The sequence below is a fragment of the Nocardioides ferulae genome, assembly GCF_003660455.1.
Taxonomy (GTDB): Bacteria; Actinomycetota; Actinomycetes; order Propionibacteriales; family Nocardioidaceae; genus Nocardioides; species Nocardioides ferulae.
This window is the reverse complement of record NZ_QZVR01000029.1, coordinates 1-11,300: the sequence shown is the minus strand read 5'-3', so window position 1 is coordinate 11,300 and position 11,300 is coordinate 1. Positions and strand designations below refer to the sequence as shown.

Sequence of the window (11,300 nt, the reverse complement as noted above, 5' to 3'; positions counted from 1 at the left end):
TGCGAGGGCGCTCCCTGCAACTGAGCGTGGCGAGTCTTCAGCGGAATCGTCCGCCGTCGGCGGCTGGGTCGGCGGCTGGGTCGGCGGCTGGGTCGGCGGTGGGGACGATCACGCACGGGCCTCAGGCGCGCTGCGCGTAAGTCAGGTAGCGGTCAGTGAATCTGGCCTGCCAGTCATCGTGGCCCTGCACGGATGCGACGACGTCCTCGATCGAGCAGAAGCGAAGTCCGGCCGGCTCGGCCAGTTCGGCAGCGACGGTCGCGGTCACTTCCCGGGCAGAGTGATCGGCCGCGCATGCAACTACGGCGCTGAACCCTTCGTCATAGTCACCCGAGGAAAGGACGACTTGGGTGAGGAGTTGGTTGTACCAGAATTGGCGAAGCTTGGGCTTGTCGAGCCGCTCCACAGCCCCGGTCTTCCAGAGACCGGTCAGCGTAGGGCTCTTGTACTTGTCGCTCGCCGGCTTGCGTTGCGCTGCGGCCAGGTCCTCGGCGTACTTGACCTCGACCCCGATGAAGCCGTGGTCCCCGCCGACGGTCCTATACGCCACGAACGCATCGAAGGCGGAACCACCCAGTGTCCCAGTCGCGGGTGCCCACTCGAGCCGGACGTCCTCGATGGATGCAGCCTCCGGCTGGATGGTTCGAGCCCACGGCAGTAGCGAATGCCGGTGCGCGCCAAGGTAGCCAAACAGGTTGAAACACATTGGCTGAGAGGACAGAAGGTTGCGCCGGAGCCGCTCCTCCTGGATTAGGCCCGGGCGGCCCTCTGTCTTCAGCGCCACGAGAGCGTTCTGCGCTGCATCGACGGCCTCGGGCCACATGAGGTTGATTGAGAGGTCGACGTCGCTGGGAAGCATCGACGACACGAGGCGACCATCGCCGACTCGTGGTCCGGCGGGCAGCCCGAGACGTTCCTCCCTCCACCATGCTTGCTGTCGTCGGAGTTGCGCCTGCCACGTGTTGTCCGCGCGCTCTGACCAAGCAGCGTCGTTCCAGGGCAGCAGCGACGGATCGATGGCGCTCATGGGCCATGTGTACCGCAGGTGTCGGCAGGATGTACCTGTTCCAGTTGCCGCCCTGGTGCTCCTGTGGTTTAGAGGCCTCTGCATAGAGGTAGTGCCGCCGCTGCGAATCCTTGAGCCTGCTGTCCCCAGAGCCGCCGTGTCTCGCACGAGGCCTGGATCGCGGCCTGCTCGATGGCTGCGACCGCTCGCTCAAGCTCGTCGGGATGGGATGCGCTGACGGCGACCAGGCCGGTGCAGCGGAGAACGCCGTGGCCGGCGGTGAGGTCGGCCTCCTGCTGAAGGACGTCTTGGTACTCGGCGGTCTGCTGGGCGTCCTCGATCTGGCCGATCTTCTGTCGCTGGGCGGCGTCGGAGATGTACTCGGTCTTCTTGCGGCGGATGTCTCTGGCGGCGCGGTCGGTGCGCATGGGCGTGTAGAGGAGCGTGAAGGTGCGCCGGATGCCTGAGGAGAGGAGAAGTGGGGCCAGGAACCCCGGGAACACGAGCGAGCGTGGCCACTCGCTGATCCAGAGGACGCAGTGGTGCGCTGAGTCGCTGCGGAGGCTGCCCCAGGACTCGGTGACCGCGACCGGGCCGGCGGTGGCGAGGTCGCGGCCGACATCGCCGTGCCGCTCGAGCGCACCCGCGACGGCGGGGTCGTAGGCCGACCGGAGGATGATCGCGAGGTCGCCTGGGGTGAGCCAGTCGGAGGGGGAGAGGTCTGCGGATCGCAGGGCGGCGAGCATCGTCGACATCTCCTGTCGGAGGACGGCTCCGGCGCCGCGGTTGCCGCCGCCCGCGGCCCGGATCGCTCGTCCGGCGGACTTGAGGTCGAGGCAGAGCGAGATCGTGCTGGCGTGCCGTTCACCGGCAGGTCCAGCCCGGTCGACGAGTTCGCCGTACGTCGTCGAGGCCCAGGCATCCGTGCGGTTGCCGTGCTTCTCCCACCAGTCCGTGAGGCCCTTGCCGGAGTCCGGGAGCGTGCGCTCCATCACCTGGAGGGAGGCGAGACGGCCGGATCGGCAGGCGGTCGCGAGCACGCGTCCCCAGCTGACCACCCGGCGTTCCTGCTCGGCCGGGTCGAGGAGTACGAAGGCGGGGTGGGAGACGCCGACGATCGCGGTGAGCGTGGCGGCGTGTGGGTCGTGCACCATGACCGCGCCGGTCTCGGGGTCGATCCACTGCCTGAGCCGGGCGGCGTCGCCGGGCAGTGCCAGCGTCCCCGCCGGGCGGGGCTTGACCACGCGACGGCGGTACAGCAGCTGGCCTCCGGAGGAGCGCCAGAGCCAGATCGCTGCGATGGGTCCCCACTCGACGAGCTTCCGGCCGCCGACGCCGAGGAACCCGAGCGCGACGAAGACGAGGATGATCGGGAACGCCGCGATGACCGTGCCGAGGTAGAGCCCGAGGATCAGGGCGGTGGCGGCCAGGCTCGCCATCACGAGCTGCGGGCCCGACAGTCCGACTAGGACTCCGCGCTTGGTGAGGCGGGAAAACTTGACCGGCGTCAGGGACGGTTCCGCGCTACTCGAGGTGCTCACGGACGATCACCTCCGTCGAGCAGGTTCGCCGAGCGTCGACTCCGCGGCCGGTGGCGGAACCGTCGAGGGTGCCGCCGACTCGTTTGCCTGGGCCTGTCCAGTCGCCTGGGCAGCCACGAACCCTCCGAGACGGGGTCCGGCGGCCGCCGCCTCCTTGGCGACGACCGCGCCTGCCGCGACCGCACCGCCTGCAGCGGCTGCGCCACCCGAGCCCCCTGCAGCCGACGTACCGCCACCAAGACCGCCCGGGGCGCCTCCAGCCGAGGTGGCACCGGAGGGCGCACCACCGCCCGGGGTGACCGCGGGCGACCCGCCGCTCGTCGTACCGCCCCCGCCTTGGAGGATCTTGGCGGGCTCGCTGCCGGCGCGGCGCGACAGCGGGATCGGCATCGGGCGGTTGAGGGAGGCTTTGGCTTCCTGCTCGGCCGACATCGCGTGGTACATGTCGAAGCCCATGAAGGCGATCGCTTTGTAGGTCAGGTACGGCGCGAAGCCGGCCATGAGCATGAGGACGACTCCGGCCATGGGTTGGCTGACGGACTCGAGGTCCGCGTCGATGGGTGCGGAGACCTGCGCGGTGGCCAGCAGGAAGATCACGACGAGCACGACCTTCGACAAGATCATCGCGATCACGAAGGTCGCCCACCGGGCCAGCCAGCCGCGGGTGTGGTCCCAGCTCGACCCGGCGAGCGCGATGGGTGCGAAGACGATCGCGATGAGCAGCAGGGCCTTGCGGATCAGCAGGCTGATCCAGACGACCATCGCGCCCATGATGGCGAGGCTGGCGAGGAAGATCGTCAGGATCGAGCCGGCCCCTGGGGCGGTGAGGTTGATGGCGCTCAGGCCGGCAGCGAGGACGGCGACCTTGTCGCCCATCTCGTTCATGTTGGTGCCGGCGGCGTTGACGATCCCGATACAGAGCTGGTCGGTGATCTCGAGGGCGGTGCCGACGAGGGCGAGCACGACGAAGGGCCCGAGGATCGACTTCGCCAGTCCCAGCGCGGCTCTCGACAGGGCGGCTGGTTCGCGCCGGATCATGCCGCCGATGACCTGCAGCATGAAGAAGCCGAGCATCACGAACACGCCGACGCCGAACATGATGTTGTAGACCTTCGTGTACTCGCCGCTGGTCACGTCGACGTACGTCGTGGAGTCGATGACCTTCCAGACGGAGGTGAACATCCACTCGGCGGCGCCGCCCATGCCCTGGGCGAGCCAGTCGAACGGCGCCGTGACCACGGCACCGGCCGCGTCGCCGGCGGTGTTGCACACCGAGTGGATCACCGGCACGTCGCAGACACCCATGACCTGACGCCTCAGACCTGCTGGCCGACGTTCCAGAAGAAGTTCACCAATGTCACCGAAGCCCCGCAGACGATCGCGGCACCGAGGGCAACGAGTACGCCGAGCTTGCCACGGCCTGCCAGGTGCGGGTTGGAGGAGTTGGCGCCGAGCGCCCACACGATCGCCGCGAGGATGAGCGCCAGCACCGCGAGGATCAGGCCGATCGTCATCGAGGCGCCCACGATGTTGCGCAGCTGCTGGATGCCCGGCAGGCCGTTCGAGTTGGGACTGATGCTGATGTCGAGTGGGAGCAGGAGGACGGGTGCGGGAAGGCTCATCGGGGGCTCCTGACGTCAAGGGCGGACGTTCTAGAGGTGTGCGCCGAGGTCCATCAGCCAGTTCGCCCAGGTGAGCGCGGCACCGGTCAACGCGGCGCCACCGATGGCCACGAAGCAGCCGGTCTTCGCCTTCTGGGCGGTCTGCCAACTGCCCGAGCTGGACGCGATCGCCCAGGCCGCTGCGGAGACGACCACCATCAGGACGGCGATAATCAGGCTGTAGGTCAGCAGCGCACCGACGATCAATCGGAGATCGCCTGCGCCCCTGACGGCGCCGAAGTCTGGGCCCACGTTTGCGACAGGGGGTGATTCGTGGTTCATGGTGCCGAGGTGTGCATCGTCGGCCGTCGACGTTCCTCCACGTGCGATGATGCGGCCTTACCCGATCCGGACTGGCTCGGTGGTCCGCGACTATGAAGAGGCAACGATGTCCACACCGCTCAACTCCGACCACCAGATCGTGCTTCGACTCACGACGACCACTGCGATCGGGCGTCTCCAGGACGAGGGCATGGGGCCGATGGAGGCCGCTGAGTTCCTGGTTGAATCCGCCGCCCGGCACGTTCTCGGGCTCGATGGCACTGGACGCTTCTTCCCCGCGTCCTCCGTTGGCGATATGACACAGATCCTTCAGGCGGCCGTGTCAGGTGCATGGGAGGGAGGCTTCATTACCGATGAGCAGCACGACGCCGCGCTGACATACCTGAACCGGGGTGAGCCTCTTCACGGGGCCAGTTGAGTCGATGACCTGAGCCCGGCGCCGTCCTCGCTGAGTGCCGGTCACTAGCCGAGGCGTCGAACGGTGACGACCTCGCCCGCGAACTCGCCGATCTTCCCGTAGCGGACGACGTCGCCGGTCCGGGGTGCGTGGAGGATCCTGTCGCCACCGACGTAGATGGCGACGTGGTGTGGTCCGCTGGCTCCGGGGTAGCTGAAGAAGATGAGGTCGCCGGGCTGCTTGTCGTTCCAGGCGATGTCTTGGCCGGCGTGGATCTGGGAGCCGCTGTAGTGGGGGAGTCGGATTCGGCCGCCGGAGGCTTGGTAGGCGGCGTAGAGCACGAGGCCTGAGCAGTCGTATCCGCCTCCGGTCGGTCCGTTGAAGTCGCCGCCGCCCCAGACGTACGGGGTGCCGAGTTGCGAGGCCGCTGCGGCGATGAATGCCCCTGGGAAACCGGGCGGGAGGTCTGCGGGTGGGTCGCCGGCGGGCTGTGCGCAGTCCAGGTCGCTGGTGAGCGAGGCGCCGCTGAGTGCGCTCAGGACCTTCTCCGCGACCGGCTGGTTGACGGCGTACCGATCGGGATACGCGGAGACCTGCACCGCTTGGGCTGCGGCGCCGGGGTCCATGGACTGCCAGCCGTCGATGTCCAGGAGTCCGCGGGGGGAGCCGTGGTTGGGGCCGGTCGGCCCGCCGTAGAAGGCGCGGGATGACCAGACCGGGTCCATCAGGTTCTCGACGGTGCCCCACCCGGCGGCGGGTCGCTGTTGGAAGAGCCCGACCGAGTCGTGGTCGCTGCCGTCGCCGTCGTTCGGGATGTCGGCCGAGGCGGGATAGGCGCTCGTGTTCGACAGGACCCGCAGGGAGGATTCCGTCAGGGCGGTCATGATCGCGATCAGCTGACCGCGAGCGGGGATCTTCTCGGTGTTGCCGACGGCGATGACCGTCGCCGCGCGGGTGAGCTGCTGCTTGCTCAGGGTGACGGTGTCGCCATTGGTGTTGATCGCGGAGAGCCCTTCTGGCACAGGCCCGGTGACGCCGATGCTGCCGGATGCCTGCTCGTCCCACAGGCAGCTGCCTGATCCGGCGGCTGCTGGGCTGATCAGTGTCGCTACCCCGAGGGCTGCGGCCCCGGGGGCGAGCAGTATCGCGGCCGCGGTGCCGGCGGCGATGATCTTCATGCCCATCGCTGACTCACTCCAGTGGGTTGTCGAGCTCGGACAGGCGCAGGACGTGACAGCGGTCGAAGGAGGGCTGACAGGCGACGAAGACCGTGAAGGAGACCGGGTGGGAGGACTCGACGTCGTCGTCGTTCCAGGCTCCAGTGCGGTGGCGGGTGCCGGTGATCGTCACGGCGGTCGTCCCGGGGCGCAGGTGCCCGTGGGCCTGCTCGACGGCGCTCGCCCAGGAGCGGGGCACGAACGCCTGGTCGATGTTGATCGACTGCACGACCTCGATCGCCCCCAGGCTGAGCCACTGCTCGACGGTTGGCAGGTACGTCGCGACGTCGTCGAGCAGGCCGGGAGTCTCCTCCCCGGACGGGTCGGCGTCGGCGAGGACGGCCGCGGTGTAGTCGGTCGGCAGGAAGCCCGCCGTGGTGTCCCAGTCGAACAGCGAGGCCGCCACCGCCCGTGCGTAGGCGACGGGATCGTTGGTGTGCGGGAGGGACCGTGCCCGCATCGCAACGTCGGCGTTGGCCGGAGTCGCGAGGGTCTCGAGCTCAGCCGGCTCTGCGGTGGGTGAGGCAGCGGTCGTGCCGGCAGGTCCTCGTGCCAGGCCGTAGATGCCGACGGCGGCGGTGACGAGGGCGAGCGCACAGCCCACGAGGAGGATGACCTGGCGGCCGGTCAGGTTGGACATCGCAACTCCCGAGGGACGGCGGGACGGGACGTGCGATAGGTGCGTCGGCTACGCCGAGGCCGCGGCCTCGCGTCGCGCCGCGACGAGCTGGTCGCGGAAGGCGAGCGTGGCGGTGACGACGCGGTCGAAGCGCTCCCAGTCGCTCGAGGTGAGCTGCGCGGCGAGAGCGTCGACGTCGTATAGCTCGGTCCAGCCGTCGAGCTCGCTCCAGGTGAGGTTGAACGACCGGATGCTGCGGAAGTGGCTGCTCGATCCTTGGTTGCGTTTGAGGTTCTTGCGGCCCTTCTCGCGGACTTCGCGTTCGGCGCGGTCGCGTGCCTCCCGTGCCTGCCGAGCAAGGTCGGTCTCGAGGTCGGGTTGCGGCTTCTGGCTCTGGTCGAGCGCCTCCTTGACCTGGAGGTAGAGGGGCTTGACCGGTTCGCCCTGCTCGATCTTGCGGAGGGCGTCGTTCGCCATGGCTCGGATCGCTGGCGGTGTGGCCTTGCGGGTTGCCCAGTCCATGAGTGCGCAGACCCGTTCGTGGGTGTTGTACGACGCCTTGCCGGTGATCGCCAGCGCCGCCTGCGCGCGGGCGTCGCCGTGCTCGCCCGGCTCCGCACCGGGTGCGGAGCCGGAGCTTCCGCCGGTTCCCTGCGAGCCGAACTGGGTCGACCGCATCCGGCGCTCGGCTTCTTCGGCGCGTAGTGCCTTGAGCTCGCGGTAGAGCGCGGCCTTCTCGAGTTCGTTGAGCGGCTTGTGGAGCTGGTTCTCGTCCTGCTGGGCGAGCAGGCTCTCGAGCCGGTCGGAGATCCCGGAGCGGACCCAGACCTTCATCGAGCGCCAGCCGAGCCGGCGTACGGCCTCCAGGCGCCGCCATCCGCAGACGAGGACGCCGTCCGGGGTGATCGTGACCGGCTGCAGCAGACCGAGCCGCTCGATCGACTCCATGAGCGTCGCCAGGTCACCGGGATCCTTGCGATGCCGGACTCCCACGGTGATTGAGTCGAGGGCCCGGTCGAGCTCGATGTGGCCCCGTGTCTCAGGCATGGATCCGAGCCTTCGGACGCGGGGCGCTCTCGCTGATCTCGAAGACCAGCAGGTCGTCGTCGAGGAGCTCGGCGACCGGGTGCCCGACCAGTAGGCGCAGGAGGACGCCGTGCCCGTCGGAGGTGCAGACTTCGTCGGGGTTCGGGTTGCCGAGCACGACGCGCAGGACGGTGGACCAGGAGTCGCGGTCGATGTCGAGGAGGGCACGCGCGGTGTTGTCGCGCCGCAGGGCCGCATGAGCCTTCGGGCGCGATCCGGACTCGACGAGGCGGGCGCAGATGTAGTCGAGCGTGCAGGTCGCCGTGTCCCGCGGCCACCCCAGGGCGGTGAAGAGATCGATGGTCGCGTCGAGCGCTTCGTACGCGCCGGTCGGTGGTGTCTGGTCGGGGTCGAACGGCTCGACGGCGAGCGCCGGGAGGAACTCGGGCAGGTCGGCCTCGGTGTCGCAGAAGCGACGTACGTCGTGGTGCCGGGAGATCTCCGGGCGCCGGGCCTGGTCGACCGAGCACAGGAGCCCGTCGGCGCGTTCCTCGGCGATCAGGGTGACCTTGACCGCCATGGTGACGACGGCCCACGGGTCGTCGGCGGCGCGGACGGCGTAGGTGCGCATTGCCTCGAAGGCCGCGGCGGCGCCGGCGGTCGGGTCGCAGCGGTGTTTGACCGCCAGGGCTTCGCACTTCTTCGCGGCGTAGCGCATGAGGTCGTGGGCTTCGGGGTCGTGCTCCCAGGCGTGTGGTCCGGAGACTCGAAGGCGCATGAGGAGCCGGCGTAGCCCGGTCGCGGTCTCGAATGAGTGGTTCACAGCGACGGTCCTTCCGTTCGCGTTGTCGATGGGGTGGCTGCCGGAGAGTGGGGGATGCCTCGCTGTAGGACGCGGGCGGTGGTGGAGGGAGTGCGGCGTGAGCGGCGGATCAGCTCGGCTTGGAGGTCGACGCCGCGCCCGACCAAGGGTGTGGAGTACGCCGCGAGCTCGGTCGGGCGGACCCACGCGAGGCTCTTGGCCGTCGACGTCGGCGGTCTGTTCGGGGACAGTGACGGATCGCGGTGGTAGGCGAGTTCACTGGTGACGCTCTGGGGGGCATGCGTCGGAGCGGTCGGCTCGGCGGCCCGGTAGGCGTGGCGGCGGTACGCGGCGTGGCTGTTCACAGCTGGATCGCCTCACTCCGTCGGGTAGGGCCCAGGCCGCTCTGGCCGAGCCGGGCGGCGATCCGATACGCGGAGTCGATCGTCGACTCGATCTCCCGCTCGGGAAGGCCGGCGTGTTGGGCGGCGGGCATCAGGTAGCTGACGGCGTCTGCCCGGATCTGGCCGTCCTCCGCCATCCGGCACGACGCCCAGAACAGCGCGCGGTTGCGACCGCCCTCGGGGGTTTGCGCCACCACCCTGGCCAGCGCCTCGGGTCGGCATCCTTTGAGCGGAAGACCGGAGGCTGGATCGACTGGCTTCGGTCGGGGAGGCTCGAGGAACTGGCGCAGCTTCGCTGCGTCGACGGGCTTGGCTGGCCGGGTGGCCGTGGCAATGACCTCGTACGTCTGCGGGATGCCGTCGACCTCGAGGCGCGACGGGGGAGCGATGACGTAGCCGCCGTCGCCACGGAAGTCGACGTGGGCGGACGGGACCTGCCAGGAGCGCTGTTCGTGCCCGGTCGCGGCGGGGTAGTAGGCGTGGACCCCGCCCGATGGCGTGCGGACCAGCCAGCCCCAACCGTCGGCGAGCCCATCGGAGCGTGCTCGCTCGAACGCCGCGAACCCGCTGCCCCCGGGGTGGACGTCGATGTCGACCACCAGGACGCCGGTGCTGAGGCCTGTGGGCAGCCCGATGTTCGCGTCGGGGGTTCGCTGCCACCAGGCGTGGACGACGCGAGCCGACGATGTCGCGTCGTGGAAGCCGTTCGGCGTCAGCGGCTGCTTGCCCGCGGGAACGCAGGGGAAGACCGGGATCCCGAGGTTGGCGTACCGGACCGCGGCAAGGGCCAAGCCCGGCTCGGCGGCGACGCTCTGCATCGTAGACCGGTCCCAGTCAGGGGTAGCGCGGTTCGGGTTGAACATGCCCGCAGACTGCTCGGGGAGGGTTACCACCCTCCGGTAACAGCGAAGGGGAACCCGGGACCTTGGCACGTGTTTGCGCAGGTCAGCAGGGTTCCCTATCCGGCTGGCCCTTTGACTGCGAAGTGGTGCCCGTTAGCGCAAGGACTTCGCTTTGCTCGTGCGTTGGGGGGTGGCGGGCTGTCGGGGGTCCTGCGGCTCAACTCAGGACTTCCGTGCGGCACTTGACCTCAACAGGATGGGCGCTTCCCGACTTCTGACGGCTTCATCACGCCTGTGTCGACGCAGTGTGCGACCCTGCAGGCATGGCTGCGGCCTTCGAGGACGACATGGTGCTGACGGGCGATGTCATGAATCTCGGAGAGCTTGAACGCCACTGGGCCGACCTGGACAGGGCCTATCGCCGCTACCGCCGGCTTCCTGAGAGCAGCCGCATGGTCAGATTGACGGCCCGTCGTTTTGACGAAGCACAGCCGGCGGGTCATCGAGCCTACTTCGCAGCCGAGCGGTACCTCGGCGTTGCCATGGACAACCATTGGGCTCTCTTGGCGCTTTTGAAACACCACGGCGTCACCCCGTCGGCGCCGTGGAGCCTCCTACGGCCGTCCTTCGAGTGTTCGTTCCTTGCAGGCTGGGTGCTCGACCCTTCAGAAGGCCGGCAGCGGCGTATCAGAGGCCTCCGCCTAGAGATCCTCGATGAGCGGGAGCGGCTCAGCCACACACGCGCGTTCGAAAGACTCCCCGAGGTGGCCGAGATGATCGACGATCACTCGAGGGGCGGAAGAAGGCAGAGGCTGCATACCGACGTGACGCTGACGCACTGGGTGTGAACTGGAAGCAGGTGAGCCAGAAGGTCAACGTGGTTGACGAGCTTCCCCGCCTGTCCTGGATCGCCGCGGAAGAGCCGCTCGTGCAGGCGACCATGGTCGCGCAGTGGCGGATGCTGTCGGGCTTTGAGCACGGGCTTGGGTGGGCAATGCTCCGCGGGTCCGACGCCACCGAAGAGGTGGCCATTCCTGGTGGCGCTCAGATGCGGCTGACGATCAACGACGACGCCTTCAGTGTGGCGGCTCAGTGCGTTGTGTGGCTCATGCGCAGTGCGCTGGCTCGACTCGAGCGCCTTCACATGGACCCCTAGTCGGACGGCATACGCCTGCGCCGTGGTCACGTTCTTTCGGTTCTGGGTGTAGTGACCTCTCGCCCAAGCCGTGCAAGCCGTCGCACTCGTTCGAGCCAGGTGACTGTGAGGGGGGCGTGCGGCGCTATGGCGGGGGGTGGACTCCATGCAGTCTGAGTACATCTGGTCGGCACCTACCAACCTTCTCCCGAAGACGGAAGGCGTCGAGGTCAGGGAAGAAGATGTCTGCACCGCCCCCAGAGAGGGCCCATTTGCCAGTCGTCGTCAGGAGGACGTGGGACTGCTGCAGGTCAAGTCCCGGGGCGTGGTGTACGAGGTTGATCCTTCGGTTGGGCGTGTCGGTCAGG

Annotated in this window: 14 protein-coding genes; 4 read left to right on the top strand and 10 right to left on the bottom strand. The window is 68.7% G+C overall.

Translation table 11 applies throughout. The features are described from left to right. Window positions 1-121 precede the first annotated feature (121 nt). The 5 genes from D6B71_RS20555 to D6B71_RS20535 form a co-directional block, all read right to left on the bottom strand. Window positions 122-1,027 (bottom strand): PGN_0703 family putative restriction endonuclease, encoded by a 906-nt coding sequence (locus tag D6B71_RS20555; RefSeq protein WP_126688337.1) that lies wholly within the window; start codon window positions 1,025-1,027, stop codon window positions 122-124. A 68-nt stretch (window positions 1,028-1,095) separates the two neighbouring features. Beyond that, window positions 1,096-2,547 (bottom strand): SCO6880 family protein, encoded by a 1,452-nt coding sequence (locus tag D6B71_RS20550; protein WP_121258606.1) that lies wholly within the window; start codon window positions 2,545-2,547, stop codon window positions 1,096-1,098. Window positions 2,548-2,553: 6 nt separating this feature from the next. Further along, a complete protein-coding gene (locus D6B71_RS20545) occupies window positions 2,554-3,852 on the bottom strand; it encodes a TrbL/VirB6 family protein (RefSeq protein ID WP_206051883.1) in 1,299 nt (432 codons plus the stop codon). 11 nt (window positions 3,853-3,863) lie between these two features. Beyond that, on the bottom strand, window positions 3,864-4,169 hold the full coding sequence (locus D6B71_RS20540; protein ID WP_121258604.1) for a DUF6112 family protein: 306 nt from the start codon (window positions 4,167-4,169) through the stop codon (window positions 3,864-3,866). A 30-nt stretch (window positions 4,170-4,199) separates the two neighbouring features. Then, window positions 4,200-4,490 carry a DUF6112 family protein gene (locus tag D6B71_RS20535; RefSeq protein ID WP_121258602.1) on the bottom strand — a complete coding sequence of 97 codons (291 nt, stop codon included), beginning with the start codon at window positions 4,488-4,490 and terminating at the stop codon, window positions 4,200-4,202. A gap of 106 nt (window positions 4,491-4,596) precedes the next feature. On the opposite strand from D6B71_RS20535, the gene D6B71_RS20530 reads away from it, so the two are divergent. Next, a complete protein-coding gene (locus D6B71_RS20530; protein ID WP_126688336.1) occupies window positions 4,597-4,908 on the top strand; it encodes a hypothetical protein in 312 nt (103 codons plus the stop codon). A 44-nt stretch (window positions 4,909-4,952) separates the two neighbouring features. On the opposite strand, the gene D6B71_RS20525 is transcribed toward D6B71_RS20530, so the two are convergent. The 5 genes from D6B71_RS20525 to D6B71_RS20505 all read right to left on the bottom strand — a co-directional run bounded on the left by D6B71_RS20525 (window position 4,953) and on the right by D6B71_RS20505 (window position 9,818). Beyond that, window positions 4,953-6,071 (bottom strand): C40 family peptidase, encoded by a 1,119-nt coding sequence (locus tag D6B71_RS20525; RefSeq protein ID WP_121258598.1) that lies wholly within the window; start codon window positions 6,069-6,071, stop codon window positions 4,953-4,955. Window positions 6,072-6,078: 7 nt separating this feature from the next. Continuing rightward, window positions 6,079-6,744 (bottom strand): hypothetical protein, encoded by a 666-nt coding sequence (locus tag D6B71_RS20520; protein ID WP_121258596.1) that lies wholly within the window; start codon window positions 6,742-6,744, stop codon window positions 6,079-6,081. Window positions 6,745-6,792: 48 nt separating this feature from the next. Further along, window positions 6,793-7,770, bottom strand: a complete 978-nt coding sequence (locus tag D6B71_RS20515; RefSeq protein ID WP_121258594.1) for a ParB N-terminal domain-containing protein — start codon at window positions 7,768-7,770, stop codon at window positions 6,793-6,795. Beyond that, on the bottom strand, window positions 7,763-8,572 hold the full coding sequence (locus tag D6B71_RS20510) for a serine/arginine repetitive matrix protein 2 (RefSeq protein WP_240641605.1): 810 nt from the start codon (window positions 8,570-8,572) through the stop codon (window positions 7,763-7,765). The genes D6B71_RS20515 and D6B71_RS20510 overlap by 8 nt, the downstream gene beginning before the upstream one ends. A 340-nt stretch (window positions 8,573-8,912) precedes the next feature. Further along, window positions 8,913-9,818, bottom strand: coding sequence for a bifunctional DNA primase/polymerase (locus D6B71_RS20505; protein ID WP_121258592.1), 906 nt, complete (start codon window positions 9,816-9,818; stop codon window positions 8,913-8,915). 302 nt (window positions 9,819-10,120) lie between these two features. On the opposite strand from D6B71_RS20505, the gene D6B71_RS20500 reads away from it, so the two are divergent. The 3 genes from D6B71_RS20500 to D6B71_RS23225 all read left to right on the top strand — a co-directional run. Beyond that, a complete protein-coding gene (locus D6B71_RS20500; protein ID WP_121258589.1) occupies window positions 10,121-10,645 on the top strand; it encodes a hypothetical protein in 525 nt (174 codons plus the stop codon). Next, complete coding sequence (locus tag D6B71_RS20495; protein ID WP_121258587.1) at window positions 10,642-10,953, top strand: hypothetical protein; 312 nt, start codon at window positions 10,642-10,644, stop codon at window positions 10,951-10,953. Before D6B71_RS20500 ends, D6B71_RS20495 begins: the two co-directional genes overlap by 4 nt. 145 nt (window positions 10,954-11,098) lie before the next feature. After that, the coding region (locus D6B71_RS23225; protein WP_206051882.1) for a hypothetical protein at window positions 11,099-11,300 on the top strand (202 nt) is incomplete at its 3' end.